16 protein-coding genes are annotated in these 14469 nt (G+C 67.7%); 10 read left to right on the top strand and 6 right to left on the bottom strand.

Annotation, left to right across the window (positions count from 1 at the left end; all coding sequences use genetic code 11):
• The first annotated feature begins 35 nt into the window (after positions 1–35).
• From ACT54L_RS15810 to ACT54L_RS15795, 4 genes are all read left to right on the top strand, one after another.
• Positions 36–812, top strand: a complete 777-nt coding sequence (locus ACT54L_RS15810) for an SDR family NAD(P)-dependent oxidoreductase (RefSeq protein WP_476086589.1) — start codon at positions 36–38, stop codon at positions 810–812.
• Between the two features lie 88 nt (positions 813–900).
• Positions 901–1428, top strand: a complete 528-nt coding sequence (coaD, locus tag ACT54L_RS15805; protein WP_476086588.1) for a pantetheine-phosphate adenylyltransferase — start codon at positions 901–903, stop codon at positions 1426–1428.
• A 33-nt stretch (positions 1429–1461) separates the two neighbouring features.
• Entirely contained in the window at positions 1462–2046 is a 585-nt protein-coding gene (locus tag ACT54L_RS15800; protein WP_476086587.1) for a peptidylprolyl isomerase, read from the top strand.
• A 51-nt stretch (positions 2047–2097) separates the two neighbouring features.
• Positions 2098–2556, top strand: a complete 459-nt coding sequence (locus ACT54L_RS15795) for a peptidylprolyl isomerase (RefSeq protein WP_476086586.1) — start codon at positions 2098–2100, stop codon at positions 2554–2556.
• 73 nt (positions 2557–2629) lie between these two features.
• On the opposite strand, the gene ACT54L_RS15790 is transcribed toward ACT54L_RS15795, so the two are convergent.
• Positions 2630–3544 (bottom strand): LysR family transcriptional regulator, encoded by a 915-nt coding sequence (locus ACT54L_RS15790; RefSeq protein ID WP_476086585.1) that lies wholly within the window; start codon positions 3542–3544, stop codon positions 2630–2632.
• 74 nt (positions 3545–3618) lie between these two features.
• Here ACT54L_RS15790 and ACT54L_RS15785 point away from each other — a divergent pair, with 74 nt between their 5' ends.
• Complete coding sequence (locus ACT54L_RS15785) at positions 3619–4401, top strand: MBL fold metallo-hydrolase (protein WP_476086584.1); 783 nt, start codon at positions 3619–3621, stop codon at positions 4399–4401.
• Between the two features lie 39 nt (positions 4402–4440).
• Here ACT54L_RS15785 and ACT54L_RS15780 read toward each other — a convergent pair whose 3' ends face one another.
• The 3 genes from ACT54L_RS15780 to ACT54L_RS15770 all read right to left on the bottom strand — a co-directional run bounded on the left by ACT54L_RS15780 (position 4441) and on the right by ACT54L_RS15770 (position 7338).
• Positions 4441–5886: an ArnT family glycosyltransferase gene (locus ACT54L_RS15780; protein ID WP_476086583.1), complete on the bottom strand. Its 1446-nt coding sequence runs from the start codon at positions 5884–5886 to the stop codon at positions 4441–4443.
• Positions 5887–6204: 318 nt separating this feature from the next.
• Positions 6205–6498, bottom strand: a complete 294-nt coding sequence (locus tag ACT54L_RS15775) for an acylphosphatase (protein ID WP_476086582.1) — start codon at positions 6496–6498, stop codon at positions 6205–6207.
• 9 nt (positions 6499–6507) lie between these two features.
• A complete protein-coding gene (locus ACT54L_RS15770) occupies positions 6508–7338 on the bottom strand; it encodes a cell envelope integrity EipB family protein (protein WP_476086581.1) in 831 nt (276 codons plus the stop codon).
• 219 nt (positions 7339–7557) lie between these two features.
• Here ACT54L_RS15770 and ACT54L_RS15765 point away from each other — a divergent pair, with 219 nt between their 5' ends.
• The 5 genes from ACT54L_RS15765 to ACT54L_RS15745 all read left to right on the top strand — a co-directional run bounded on the left by ACT54L_RS15765 (position 7558) and on the right by ACT54L_RS15745 (position 12126).
• On the top strand, positions 7558–8022 hold the full coding sequence (locus ACT54L_RS15765; RefSeq protein ID WP_476086580.1) for a RidA family protein: 465 nt from the start codon (positions 7558–7560) through the stop codon (positions 8020–8022).
• Between the two features lie 17 nt (positions 8023–8039).
• The gene (locus ACT54L_RS15760; RefSeq protein WP_476086579.1) at positions 8040–8783 is read left to right on the top strand and encodes a glycerophosphodiester phosphodiesterase family protein; all 744 of its coding nucleotides are present in this window, start codon (positions 8040–8042) and stop codon (positions 8781–8783) included.
• A 121-nt stretch (positions 8784–8904) separates the two neighbouring features.
• Positions 8905–9924 (top strand): DUF4424 domain-containing protein, encoded by a 1020-nt coding sequence (locus ACT54L_RS15755; RefSeq protein ID WP_476086578.1) that lies wholly within the window; start codon positions 8905–8907, stop codon positions 9922–9924.
• A gap of 122 nt (positions 9925–10046) precedes the next feature.
• Positions 10047–11219, top strand: coding sequence for a GNAT family N-acetyltransferase (locus ACT54L_RS15750; protein WP_476086577.1), 1173 nt, complete (start codon positions 10047–10049; stop codon positions 11217–11219).
• A 133-nt stretch (positions 11220–11352) separates the two neighbouring features.
• On the top strand, positions 11353–12126 hold the full coding sequence (locus tag ACT54L_RS15745; RefSeq protein ID WP_476086576.1) for a proteasome-type protease: 774 nt from the start codon (positions 11353–11355) through the stop codon (positions 12124–12126).
• A gap of 244 nt (positions 12127–12370) precedes the next feature.
• Here the strand turns inward: ACT54L_RS15745 and groL are convergent, their stop codons facing one another.
• Both groL and groES read right to left on the bottom strand, forming a co-directional pair.
• Positions 12371–14011 carry a chaperonin GroEL gene (gene groL, locus ACT54L_RS15740; protein ID WP_476086575.1) on the bottom strand — a complete coding sequence of 547 codons (1641 nt, stop codon included), beginning with the start codon at positions 14009–14011 and terminating at the stop codon, positions 12371–12373.
• A gap of 47 nt (positions 14012–14058) precedes the next feature.
• Positions 14059–14373: a co-chaperone GroES gene (gene groES / locus ACT54L_RS15735; protein WP_476086574.1), complete on the bottom strand. Its 315-nt coding sequence runs from the start codon at positions 14371–14373 to the stop codon at positions 14059–14061.
• Positions 14374–14469: the final 96 nt, after the last annotated feature.

The following is a 14469-nucleotide window of genomic DNA, read 5'->3' as shown; positions in this document are numbered from 1 at the left end:
GTTACATTTGTCTCATCGCTGAAGGAGAGACCCACATGACGAATTCAACGCGCTCTTCCGCCCCCATCGCCCTCGTCACCGGCGGCAGCCGGGGCCTTGGCCGCAACACGGTTCTCGCCCTGGCGGCGCGGGGCGTGGATGTGATCTTTACCTATCATTCCCGCGCCGATGAGGCGGAAGCGGTGCGCGCCGAGATTGCCGCGCTCGGCCGCACCGGCCATGCCCTCCAGCTGGATGTGGGCCGGGCCGCCACCTTCCCCGCCTTCGCCGAGGCGGTGCGCGGCGCGCTGGCCGAAACATTCGGCGCCGAGCGGTTTAACTATCTGGTGAACAATGCCGGCATCGGCATCTACGCCCCCTTCATGGAGACGACAGAAGCCATGTTCGACCAATTGGTCGACATCCACCTGAAGGGCACCTTCTTCCTCACCCAGGCGCTGGTGCCGCTGCTGGCCGATGGCGGTTCCATCATCAATCTGTCGAGCGGCCTTGCCCGTTTCTCCATGCCGGGCTTTGCCGCCTATGCGGCCATGAAGGGCGGCATCGAGGTGCTTACCCGCTATATGGCCAAGGAGCTGGGGGCACGGGGCATCCGCGTCAACACCGTGGCACCCGGCGCCATCGAGACCGATTTCGGCGGCGGCATGGTGCGCGACAATGCAGCCGTGAACCAGGTCATCGCCGGCGAGACGGCGCTGGGCCGGGTGGGCGTGGCCGATGACATCGGGCCGATGATCGCGACCCTCCTGGGCGAGGCGAATCGCTGGGTGAACGGCCAGCGCATCGAGGTGTCCGGCGGCATCCATCTGTGAAATTGCCGATGCTTTGACCGGAAGGGGCGGTGCCGCGCGGCGCCGCCCCATTGCGCGTGGGCGCGGGGCGCGATAACGCTTTCGCCCCATGAGCGACGCCAACACCACGCCCCACGCGCCCCGCATCGCCATCTATGCGGGCTCGTTCGATCCGCCCACCAATGGGCACCTGGACGTGGTGCGCTCGGCGTGCCGCCTGGCCGACAAATTGGTTCTGGCCGTGGGCATCCATCCCGGCAAGACGCCCGTCTTCTCGCCCGCCGAGCGGCTCGACATGCTCCGCGACGTCTGCGGCCCCGTCGCCGCCGAGGAAGGGGCGACCCTTGAAGTGGTCACCTTCGACAAGCTGGTGGTCACCACCGCGCTGGAAGTGGGCGCCACGCTGCTCATTCGCGGCCTGCGCGATGGCACCGACCTGGATTACGAGATGCAGATGGCCGGCATGAACGGCACGCTCTCGCCCACCATCCAGACGGTTTTCCTGCCCGCTTCCCCCCGCGTGCGCCCCATCACCGCCACCTTGGTCCGGCAGATCGCTGCCATGGGCGGTGACGTGTCCGCCTTCGTTCCCGAGGCCGTGCTCGCGCGGCTGAAGGTGAAATTCTCCCGCGCCTGAGGCGTGGGGGACGCCATCCGAGGAGACTTCTCCATGACCGCTTCCACCGGTGCCCGCCTCGCGCGCCGCTCCGTTCTCGGCCTCGCGCTCGCGGCTGCCGTCGCAGGTCCGGCCCTTGCCCAGTCGAAGCCCAAGCTCGACCCGGAGAACACGCTCTATCTGGACACGACCTATGGCCGGGTGGTCATCGCGCTGCGCCCGGACATCGCCCCCAAGCATGCCGAGCGCCTGAAGCTGCTGGCGCGCGAGGGCTATTACAACAACGTGCCGTTCCACCGGGTCATCGACGGCTTCATGGCCCAGACGGGCGATGGCCAGTATGGCAACGGCACGGGCGGCTCCAAGTATCCGAACCTCCCGGCCGAATTCTCCAACGTGCCGTTCAAGCGCGGCACCGTGGGCATGGCCCGTTCCTCCTCGCCGGACAGCGCCAATTCCCAGTTCTTCATCTGCTTCGACGCCGCCCCCTTCCTCGATGGCAAGTACACGGTCGTGGGCGAGGTGGTCTCGGGCATGGAGTTCGTCGACAAGATCAAGAAGGGGTCGCAGGCCAATAATGGCGCCGTCGCCACCCCCGACCGGATCGTGAAGATGCAGGTGGCGGCGGACGCCAAGTAAGCGGCCCGCCTCGCCTCTCACACCCCTTTCGAGCCGCACAAGGAGACATCCATGGCCGAAGACGTAATCATCCTGGAAACCACCAAGGGCGACGTGACCATCGGACTGCGCCCCGACCTCGCCCCGGGCCATGTGGCCCGCATCAAGGAGCTGGTCTCCGAGGGCTTCTATAACGGCGTGCCGTTCCACCGCGTCATCGAGGGCTTCATGGCCCAGACCGGCGACCCCACCGGCACCGGCATGGGCGGCTCGGGCAAGAAGCTGAAGGCCGAGTTCAACCGCCAGCCCCACACCCGTGGCACGGTCTCCATGGCCCGCGCGGCCAACCCGGATTCCGGCGACAGCCAGTTCTTCATCTGCTTCGGCGATGCCCGCTTCCTGGACGGCCAGTATACCGTGTGGGGCGAGGTCATCTCCGGCATGGAGAATGTGGACCAGATCAAGCGCGGCGAGCCGGTGAAGGACCCCGACAAGATCGTCACCGCGCGCCTGGCGCCCAAGCCTGAGTGAGGCGTTCGGGTCTTCGCGGCCCGGGTTCAAGATGCGATGGCCGGGCTCTTGCCCGGCCATTTGCTTTTGGGGCTCAGGTCGCGTCGGCCCCCGCGAAGACGGACCCCTCGAACCGCCGCCGCTCACGGCGGAACAGGTCCGCCAGGAATTGGGCCACCAGCTCCACCGCCGGTTCGTCTTCCGGCCGGCGCAGCAGCCAGAGTTCGCGCGATGGCGGGGCCACTTTCAAGTCGATGGGCACCAGCTCGGGATCAAAGGCGCCGATGAAGCGCGGCAGCAACGCAATGCCGCAGCCCGAGCGGGCGGCCTGGGCGAGCGCCGCTTCGCTGTTGGAGCGGAACACGGCGCGGGCGCCGGGAAAGCTGCGCGCCAGCCAGAGCGGTTCCGGCAGATGGGCGCCGCCCTCGTCGAAGGTGACGAAGCAGGGCGGCGCGCCGGCGGCGAGACGCTCCAGCCAGACGGGTCGCGCATAAAAGCCGAAGGCCAGCCCCGTCAGGCGCCGCGCCAGCAAATCGCCTTCCTTCGGGCGGGCGAGGCGCAGCGCAATGTCCGCCTCCCGCCGGGCGAGGCTGATGGCGCGCCGATCCGCGATGAGATCGAGATCGAGCCCCGGATGAACCGCGAGCAAGCCGGTCAGGCGCTCCAGCAGGAAACATTCCGACAGGCTCGGCGTCGCCGTGACCCGCACCCTGCCGAGCCGCGGCACTTCGGCGGCGGGGGCGCTCGCCCCGAGGCCGGAGGCCGCCCGCTCCATGGCGGCGGCGGCGGCCAGCGTGTTCCGGCCGGCGGCGGTCAGGGCATAGCCCTCCGCCGTGCGCTCGAACAGCGGCGCTTCCAATTGCCCCTCCAGTGCTGCGATGCGGCGGGAGACGGTGGCATGGTTGACGCCAAGGCTGCGTGCGGCGGCAGAGAGCGAGCCGTGGCGGGAGAGCGCCATGAAATAGCGCAGGTCGTCCCAGTCGAGGCTTGTGCGATTTCGATCAGTCATTGTGAGAACTTGGCGAATTCCCGCTCAGGCCGCCAGGGCCTATCCCGCTTATCACATGCTTGCGGGAGGCCCTCATGGCAGATGACATCACCTTTACCCTCATCGGCGGTCCCACGGTTCTGGTGGAACTGGGGGGCCTGCGCTTCCTCACCGACCCCACTTTCGACGCGCCGCAGGCCTATCCGGGCGCCGTGACCCTGGAAAAGCGCACCAGCCCGGCGATCTCGGCCGATGCGCTGGGGGCTCTGGACGCGGTGCTGCTCAGCCACGACCAGCACAAGGACAATCTGGACCTGACGGGCCGCGCCCTGCTCGACCAGGTGCCTTTGACCCTCACCACACAGGTGGCCGAGGGACGGCTGGGGCTGCCCACCGGCCGCGCCGTGGGCCTCGCGCCCTGGCAGAGCCATGAGGTGCGCACGCCCGAAGGTGGCCGTGTGATCGTCACCGCCACGCCGGCACGCCATGGCCCCGTGGGCATCGAGCCCATCGCCGGCGATGTGGTGGGCTTCGCGCTGGGTCGGGAGCGGGAGGGTGACGCGGTCTATGTGAGCGGCGACACGGTCTGGTACGAGGGTGTCGCCGAGGTGGCGCGGCGCTTTGATCCCAAGGTGGTGGTGCTGTTCACCGGCTCGGCCAAGACGCGCGGCTCGTTCCACCTGACCATGGACACGAACGATGCCATCGAGGCGGCCCACGCCTTCCCGCGCGCCCGCATCATCGCCGTGCACAATGAGGGCTGGGCGCACTTCACCGAGACCGAGGATGATCTCGCCCGTGCCTTCACGGCGCTGGGCCTTGGCGACCGGCTGGAGCGCCTCGCGCCCGGCGTGCCGCTCACGCTGTCCCTGGCCTGAGGTCAGCCAGGCCCGTCGACGGCGCGCGGCGGCGCGCCGTCAGCGGCAGAGCGGATCGTCGGCCTTCAGCGGCGTGATCTGCCAGAAGCTCTCGCGGCGTGGCTTCATGAGCGGCGACCACCACTTGGCCCACACGTCGATGGCGGTGCCTTCCATGCGCGGCGGGGCGAGGGCGCCCGAGCCGTTCACCACGCCGGTCACCTGCCCGCAGCCCGTGGCGGGGCGGGGCGGGGGGCGGTAGCCGGGCTCGGTGACGATGACCACGCGGGCCTCCGGCACGGCGGCGCGCAGACGTCCGGCGGAGAGGCGGTCGGCGGCCACCAGGGTCGGCTGATTGCCCAATTGCGCCAGCACCACCGGGCGGATCTTGCCCAGCGGCTCGGCCGCCACGCACCGCCCGCACAGGCGCGGGTCCGGCCACAGGGTCACTGCCGCCCGCGCGACGCCGACCCCGATGGCCACCAGGAAGAGAATGGTGAGATAGATCTTTACCCGGTCCTGCCAGCCGCCCAGCCGCTCCGCCTCGGCGAAGACATAGACGGTGGAGAACAGGAAGAAGACGTGGAAATAGCGGTCGCGGATGCTGTCGGAGCCAGCGGCCGTCACCGCGATGGCCGTGCCCACCGTGCCGATCAGGAACAGGGAGCGCAGCACATGCCGCAGCGCCCGCTGCTCCGGGCTCGGGATGCGCGCGCCCTCACCCCGGTTGAAGGGCAGGAAGACGAGGCAGGCCACCGCCAAGAAGGGCAGGAGATAGCCGATCCAGGCGCCGGCGAAGGTGTCCAGCACCTTCATCCAGTCGGGCTTGGCATTGGCGGCGACCACATCGGCCGTTGCCGCCACCACGTCCTGCTTCAGGACGATCAGCACGCCGGCATAGAAGGCCAGTGGTACGGCGGCCACCAGCAGCGCCAGGCCCATGCGCCAGTCCAGGAGGACCCGGCGATAGCTCTTTTCCAGCAGGCAGGAGACCACCAGTACGCCGAAAAAGGCGAGGTAGCCGAACTTGCCGAGGATGCCCACCGCGATCCAGGCGCCGAGCAGCGCGTAAAGGCCCGTGCGCTTCTCGCTGGCCAGCGCCGCCACCGTCAGCATGGTGCCGGCGATGGCCAGGATCATCACGTTGGAATGGGTGAGGATGCGGTGGCTGTGATAGCCCACCACCCACAGAAGGGAGAGGGAATAGACCGCCAGCGCCTGCAGGCGCGGATCGAAAATGGCCCGCCGCGCCACCCGGTACACCACCAGCGCCGTGGCCACCAGCAGCACATAGCGCAGGATGGCGAACGACAGCAGGCCGGGTCCCGTCACCCTCTGGATGGCATAGAGCAGCCAGTCGAACAGGGGCGGGTTGCGCGGCACATAGGAGAATTGGAGCGACTGGACGAGATAGCTCTCGACCGCGTCATCCACATTGATCGCCGTCTCCATGAAGACCGCGATGGCGGCATGGACGAGGCCCCACACCAAGAGCACCAGCGTCACGCCCCAAGGCTCCGCCCACCAGGGCGGGGTCGGGGGGACTTCCCGGTGGGCATAGCCTCCGGGGGGAAGTTGGAAGCGGAGCGAACCCGTCTCCGCCGATGCGCTCGGTGGCACAAGGCACTCCGCAAGCTGGCGTCACATGCGAGCTATAAACGGGCCATGCGCCGCAGGCCATGCCTGCGGGTCCCCCAGCGGCATTCCGGCGGCGAGCGTAACATCCTTGCTACAGTTGCCGGCAGGGGAGACGCCTCCCACCTGCCCGCAGGAGTGCCCCATGTCCTTGAAGGGACAGGCATTCCCCCCGCTCAGCGAGGCCGGCTAGAGCGTGGGCAGAACCACGAACCGGCCGGCTCCGCCACCCGCCGCGAGCGCCGCTTCGGAGGCGTCGTGGGCCAGGATGTCATCCACGCGGGCGCCCGGCGGGCCGGAGCGGCAGGCCTGCGCCATGGCCGTCACCGCTGCCTCGGGGCCGGCGAACACGGCCTCCACGGCCCCGCTGGCGCGGTTGCGCACCCAGCCGGACAGGCCGCGCTCCTCCGCTTCCCGCGCGCACCAGGCGCGATAGCCGACGCCCTGGACGCGCCCGCGAATGGTCAGATGAAGATGACGCATCCCTGCCTCCTAGCGGGGGCAGGGCGCGGCGGCGGGGAGTGCCTCGAAATTGGACATGACGCCCCGCAGCACGAACTCGCCATAATCAATGCTCACCCGGCCGATCACTCCATTGTCGTAGAGCGTGATGGTCATGGTGTATTCGGGCGTCGAATCGCCGCTCTCCTCGTCGAAATAGGAAATGGTGACGGGATAATAGGTCACGCCCGCCAGCGCCGTGCCGGCCGCCTGGGGCAGGTCCTTGGCGTCCTTGGCGGGCCGGCCGATGACGGCGAGCGTCGAGAAGACCCGCTGGCCGTCCTCCGAGCCGTCAAACACCCGGGCCTCATAGAGGGCTTCCCCGGCCTGCGCGGCGGCGATCACCTTTTCCACATGCTCGGTGGGCATGAGGATGGCGCCCTTCAGGTCCACCGTCTCGGCCTTGGGCTTGGTCAATTGCACGGTGGCCCCGGTGGCGGTGCGGTTGACGATGCCGTCCACGTCCGACTTCACCTCGCCGCCCACCCGGTTCACGGTCTTGAAGCGATAGGCCTCGCCCTTGCCGTCTTCCCAGGTGGTGGAGGCCATGTCGGAGCGCACCGGGCTGCCTTCGCCCGGCTCCAGCAGATTGGACTGGCGCATATTGACGCTGTAGCCCTCGCACGCATTGCCCTTGATCTCATAGTCCAAGCGGCCGTTGGCGCTCTCCAATTGCTGGGAGGAGCGGGAGGCATCGAGGGAGAGGGCATAGCCCACCCGATGGGGCAGCAAGGCTCCAGCGTCCGCAAAGGCGGGATGCGCGAGTGCGATCACCGCCGCCATACCGGCGCCGGCTGGGGTCAAGCGGGCAAAAAACGTCATGCCGGACCGTCCTTCTGCGGGGCGCGGCGCCCGCACAGGCGCGCCGGCCAGCCCCAATCTTGCCGCTTGCGCGGCCTACCCACGGATGCCTCCCGCCCCGAGGGGCGGGCGGCGACTTGGCAATGTGACCCAGGCCGCTTGCGCGGCCACCGCCCTTCGGCCAAGAGAGGGCGGCAATTTGAGGGCGTATCCTACGCTCAGGTGTGGCTGGAGGCGAGAATGTCGCAAACCGTCGAGCAGAAGCTGGCTGAACTCGGGATCACCTTGCCCACCCCGGTGGCGCCGCTTGCCAATTACGTGCCGGTGGTGCGCACCGGCAACCTGCTCATGGTGTCCGGCCAGGTCTCCATCGACGGCAGCGGCAAGCTGATGACCGGCAAGCTCGGCGGCGGCGTCGATATCGAGACCGGACGGGCCGCCGCGCGCCTGTGCGCCATCAACATTCTCGCCCAGGTGAAGGCCGTCATCGGCGACCTCGACAAGGTGGCGCGGGTGGTGAAGCTGGTGGGCTTTGTGAATTCCACACCCGACTTCGTCGACCAGCCCAAGGTGGTGAACGGCTGCTCGGACTTTTTCGTCGAAGTGTTCGGCGACAAGGGGCGCCACGCCCGCTCGGCGGTCGGCATTGCCGCGCTGCCGTTCGATGCGGCGGTCGAGGTCGAAGCCATCATCGAAGTGGCCTGAGCCCCAAAGGCAGTCCCATGGTCGACCTGACCTTCCTGACCCGCCGCCCGGTGGCCCATCGCGGGCTTCACGACCGTTCGGCGGGTCTGATCGAGAACACGGCCTCGGCCATCGATGCCGCCATCGATGCCGATTATGCGGTGGAGGTGGATGTCCAGCTCAGCCGCGACTCGGAGGCGATGGTCTTCCATGACCCTACCCTTGAGCGGCTGACGGTGGCGGAGGGGGCGCTTGACCAGTTCAACAGCAACGCGCTCCGCCGCATTCCGTTCAAGGATACCACCGACCGGATGATGTCCCTGCCGGAATTGCTCGGCCGGGTGAACGGGCGCACGCCCGTCATCATCGAGATCAAGAGCGACTTTTCCGGCGACCTGCGGCTGGCTCGGCGGGCGGCGCGCCTGGCGTCCACCTATCGTGGCGCCTGCGCGCTCATGTCGTTCGACCCCAAGGTGGTGGCGGCGCTGGCGGAGTTCGCCCCCGGCGTGCCCCGCGGCATCGTCGCCCAGCGCGCCGCGCTCAAGGAAGAGGGCGCGCCCACCGCCTTGAAGGACCGCCTCGCCCAGGCGCTGCTTCTGCACTGGCGCGCCTCCCGTTTTCAGTTCGTGGCCTATCGGGTGGGGGACCTGCCGGCCTTGCCGGTGCGCCTCGCCCGCGCCTTGTCCGTGCCCGTGCTGGCCTGGACGGTCCGCACCCCCGCCGAGCGCACGGTGGCCGGCAAGCATGCGGACCAGATGATTTTCGAGGGTTTCCGGCCCTAGGCGGGAGGGGCAGGGCGCGCGCATTGCCCCAGCGATATGTGCTAAAACGCGGTCAGGCCTTCGGTTGGCCGCTCGTCCCCCCGGGGCGATGGGCGGCCTCCTCACCTGACGCGAGACCTCCATGCGCCGCGCCCTCCTGTCCTCCGGCTTTGCTTTCCTGCTGGCACTGTCCGGCGCCGCCCGCGCCAACGACACCACCGCAGCCCTGGAGGCGGGCGGGCTTGTCTTCGTGCCCAACGACCAGGTGGAGATGCGCTCCGAGGACCTGTTCATCTCCGAAAAGGAGGTGCGCGTCTCCTACGTCTTCCATTCCAATGCGGACAAGGACACGACCGTCCTCGTGGCCTTTCCCATGCCGGACATCACCCAGGTCGAACAGGACGTGGCGGTGCCCAACCCCGCTTCGCCCAATTTTCTCGATTTCGTCACCACGGTGGACGGCAAGCCGGTGGACACCAAGGTGGAATTGCGCGCCACCGCCTTTGGCCTCGATCGCACGCAATTGCTCACCGAGCTGAATGTGCCGCTCAATCCGCTCGGGCCGGAAACCCAAAAGGCGCTCGACGCCCTGCCGCAGGACAAGCAGCAGCAATTGCTGGAGCTGGGCCTGGTACGGCGGGACGACTATGACGTGGGCAAGGGCATGGAGCGCCACCTGGCGCCGCTCTGGACGCTCCGCACCACTTTCTACTGGATGCAGACCTTTCCAGCCCAGAAGGACCTGAAGGTGGAGCACCGCTACAAGCCGAGCGTTGGCATGTCGGTGGGCACCATCCTGGGCTCCGAGATCAAGGGCGAGCCGGACTTCGTGAACCTCATCAAGGCCCAGCGGGAGAAGTATTGCGTCGAACCGCAGCTGACCGCCCTTCTCCAGAAGGCCGCCCGCGAGGCGCAGAAGCGCGACGCCATGGCCTATTCGGAGGCCTTCATCGGCTATGTGCTGAAGACCGGCGCCAATTGGTACGGCCCCATCCAGGACTTCACCCTGACCATCGACAAGGGCGCGCCGGAGAACCTCGTGAGCTTCTGCGCCACCGGGGCCAAGAAGATCGGGCCCACCACCTTCCAGGTGAAGGCCAAGGATTTCTGGCCCCAGAGCGACCTGGAGATCCTGATCCTGAAGCCCTACCCGAAGAAGTGAGCGGGCGCCCCGTTTCCGAACGCTGCACTGCACGCTAAGGATGGGGCTCCGCTCACGGGGCGCCAGATCCAAGACCTCCCGGCCCAAAACCTGCACGTTCAAGCCCGCACGTCCGAGACCGCATGTCCGAGACCCGCTTGCGCATCCTTTCCTCGCTGGCCCAGATCGCCCCCGACGCCTGGGACGCCTGCGCCGCCGGCGGGGCCGCCGCGCCGGAGCCCTTTATCTCCTACGCCTTCCTTCAGGCACTGGAGGAGTCCGGCAGCGCCTCCGCGCGCACGGGCTGGGCGCCGCAGCATCTGGTTCTGGATGGCCCGCAAGGCGTGCGGGCGGTGGCGCCGGCCTATTTGAAGTCCCATTCGCGCGGGGAATATGTCTTCGACCAGGGGTGGGCCGAGGCCTATGAGCAGGCGGGCGGGCGCTATTATCCCAAGCTCCAGGTGGCCGTCCCCTTCACGCCCGTCACCGGCCGCCGCCTGCTGGTCCGGGATGCGGCGGACGCAGAGGAGGCGGGCACGCTGCTCGCCGCCGGCCTGGTGGAACTGACCCGCCAGCACCGCGCCTCGTCCGCCCATGTGACCTTCGCCACCAAGGGGGAATGGGAGCACCTGGCGCGCCTCGGCTTCCTCCAGCGCATGGACCAGCAATTCCACTGGACCAACAAGGGTTACGGCTCCTACGAGGATTTCTTGGGTGAGCTGGCCTCCCGCAAGCGCAAGGCGCTGCGTCGGGAGCGGCGGGAGGCGCTTTCGGCCGGCATCACCATCGAATGGCTGACCGGGCGCGACATCACAGAAGCCGCTTGGGACGCCTTCTTCGCCTTCTACATGGACACCGGCTCCCGCAAATGGGGGCGCCCCTATCTCAACCGCCGCTTCTTCTCGCTCTTGGGGGAGCGCATGGCGCACCAGGTGCTGCTGGTGATGGCGAAGCGGGAGGGCCGCTACATCGCCGGCGCGCTCAATCTCATCGGCGCCAGCACCCTTTATGGGCGCTATTGGGGTGCGGTGGAGGAGCATCCCTTCCTCCATTTCGAGGTCTGCTACCACCAGGCGGTGGACTATGCCATCGCCCACCGCCTCGCGGTGGTGGAAGCGGGCGCGCAGGGGGAACACAAGCTGGCGCGCGGCTATCTGCCCACCCCCACCTATTCGGCGCACTATATTGCCGATCCCGCCTTGCGGCGGGGCGTCGCGCAGTATCTGGAGCGCGAGCGCGCCTATGTGGAGGAGGCGGGCGCCGATCTTACGGAGCTGGGTCCCTTCCGGCGCGGCGCGGTGCCAGAGGGCGATTGAGCCTACGCCAGCGGGAGCGTTGCCGCGGCGCGACACTTCGCCGGGCACGAAAATCATATTCCCCTCACGGGCTCCGGCGCATTGCGGGGGCCCGCCAAGGCTGGCTATAAGTCCGTCGAGGCGAGGGAAGACAATGACATATTGTTGCGGGGTTCTGGTTCGGGAAGGTCTGGTCATGGTCGCGGATACCCGCACCAATGCGGGCCTCGACAACATCTCCACCTTCCGCAAGCTCCATGTCTTCGAGGAGGCGGGGCACTATGTGATGGCGCTCGCCTCCGCCGGCAATCTGTCGGTGTCCCAGTCGGTGCTGAGCCTGCTCCATGAAGGGGTTGAGGATCACGAGGCCGGCGAGCGGCAGATGCTGCGTGATGCCCGCACCATGTTCCAGGCGGCCCAATTGGTGGGCCGGGCCATCCGCCAGGTGCATTCGCTGGATGGCGGGGCGCTGGAACAGAGCAATGTGAGCTTCGATGTGTCCTTCCTCCTGGGCGGACAGATCGCCGGCGGGCCGCTGCGGCTTTTCATGGTCTATTCGGCGGGCAATTTCATCGAATGCACCACCGACACGCCTTTCCTCCAGATCGGCGAGCACAAATACGGCAAGCCCGTGCTCGACCGCGCCGTGACCTATGACATGGACATCGCCGACGCCTTGAAGTCGAGCCTGATCTCCATGGATTCTACCATGCGCTCGAATCTGGGCGTCGGGCTGCCCATCGACGTGCTGGTGCTGTGCCCCGACGCGCTGGAAGCCGAGCTGCGCTACCGCATCGAGCCGGGCGAGCCCTATTTCCACGATCTGCGCGAGCGCTGGTCGGCGGCGTTGCGGGCGGCCCATTCGTCCATCCCTCGCCCACCTTATCTGAAGAACCGGCGCACGGCGGTGCCCGTCGACCAGGGCTGAGCCTTTTCCCGCTTCGCATGTTCTGCGGCGGCCTTCGGGCCGCCGTTTTCGTTTGTGCCGCCCAAACAAAAAGGGCGCCGCTCGCGCGACGCCCTTTCCGAATTCAGACCCTGCAATGACCCAGCCAGCGCTGCCGGCTGGGCACTCAAAGCCTTGGTTGGCATGGACTTCCTCAGAAGTCCATGCCGCCACCCAGCCGGCGCTGCCGGCTGGGTACTCAAAGCCTTGGTCGGCTTGGATTTCCTCAGAAATCCATGCCGCCCATGCCGCCGCCGGGCATGGCGGGGGCCGCTGCGCCGCCCTTCTTGGGCAGGTCGGCGACGAGGGCTTCGGTGGTCACGATGAGGGCCGCGATGGAGGCCGCATCCTGGAGCGCGGTGCGCACCACCTTGGTGGGGTCGATGATGCCGGCCTTCACCATGTCCACATACGTGCCGGACTGGGCGTCGTAGCCGAACGCGTAGTCGGCGTTCTCGAGGATCTTGCCGACCACCACCGAGCCGTCATCGCCGGCATTGCTGGCGATCTGGCGGGCGGGGGACTGGATGGCGCGGCGGACGATCTCGATGCCGGTCTTCTGGTCCGAGTTGGTGCCGGTGAGGCCTTCCAGCGCCTTGATGGAGCGCAGCAGGGCCACGCCGCCGCCGGGCAGCACGCCTTCTTCCACCGCAGCGCGGGTGGCGTGCAGGGCGTCGTCCACGCGGTCCTTCTTCTCCTTGACCTCGACCTCGGTCGCGCCGCCGACGCGGATCACCGCGACGCCGCCCGCGAGCTTGGCGAGACGCTCCTGGAGCTTCTCACGGTCGTAGTCGGAGGTGGTCTCTTCGATCTGGGCCTTGATCTGGGCGACGCGGGCCTCGATGTCGGCCTTCTCGCCGGCACCGTCGACGATCGTGGTGTTCTCCTTCTCGATCACGACCTTGCGGGCGCGGCCGAGCATGGTGAGGTTCACGTTCTCGAGCTTGATGCCGAGGTCCTCGGAGATGGCCTGGCCGCCGGTCAGGATCGCGATGTCCTGCAGCATGGCCTTGCGGCGATCGCCGAAGCCGGGAGCCTTCACGGCCGCGACCTTCAGGCCACCGCGCAGCTTGTTGACCACGAGGGTGGCCAGAGCCTCGCCTTCCACGTCCTCGGCGATGATGACCAGCGCCTTGCCGGACTGCACCACGGCCTCGAGAACGGGCAGCAGCTCCTGGAGGGCGCCGAGCTTCTTCTCGTGGATGAGGATGTAGGGGTCCTCGAACTCAACGCGCATCTTCTCGGCGTTGGTCACGAAATAGGGGGAGAGGTAGCCGCGGTCGAACTGCATGCCCTCGACGACGTCCAGCTCGGTGACGGCGGTCTTGGCTTCCTCGACGGTGATGACACCCTCGTTGCCGACCTTCTGCATGGCCTCGGCGAGGAACTTGCCCACCTCGCTATCGCCATTGGCGGAGATGGTGCCGACCTGGGCGATCTCCTCGTTGGAGGTCACCTTCTTGGACTTGGCGGCCAGGTCCTTGACGATGGCTTCCACCGCGAGGTCGATGCCGCGCTTCAGGTCCATCGGGTTCATGCCGGCGGCAACCGCCTTGGCGCCTTCCTTCACGATCGCCTGGGCGAGCACGGTGGCGGTGGTGGTGCCGTCGCCGGCCAGGTCATTGGTCTTGGAAGCGACTTCGCGAACCAGCTGGGCGCCGAGATTCTCGAAGCGATCCTCGAGCTCGATCTCCTTGGCGACGGATACGCCGTCCTTGGTGATGCGCGGGGCGCCGAACGACTTCTCGATCACCACGTTGCGGCCCTTGGGGCCCAGCGTGACCTTCACCGCATTGGCGAGGATGTCGACGCCGCGCAGCAGCTTCTCACGGGCATCGCCGGAAAATTTCACGTCCTTGGCAGCCATGTGCCTGCTCCTTCAGCTTGGGACGATGGAAAGGGTGAAAAAGCGGCTCACGCCGCCTTCTTGGCGGAAGCGGAGACCTCGACGACGCCGAGGATGTCGCTTTCCTTCATGATGAGCAGGTCCTGACCGTCGATCTTGACCTCGGTGCCGGACCACTTGCCGAACAGGACGCGGTCGCCAGCCTTCACGTCGAGCGCGACCAGTTCGCCCTTCTCGTTGCGCACGCCCGGACCCACGGCGACCACCTCGCCCTCCTGGGGCTTTTCCTTGGCGGTGTCGGGGATGATGATGCCGCCGGCAGTCTTCTGCTCAGCTTCGATGCGCTTCACGACCACGCGGTCGTGCAGAGGACGGAAACCCATCGGGGAACCTCCAATTGGCTTGGACACGTTGATTGCACTTCATTCCGGCCGCGCCAACGTTCGAGCGCAGCCTGGCCGCCATCTAAGTGGGCCGGC

Source organism: Aquabacter sp. DMC10, assembly GCF_056314145.1.
Note: the sequence above shows the minus strand (reverse complement) of the source record. Positions and strands in the feature narration are given on the sequence as shown.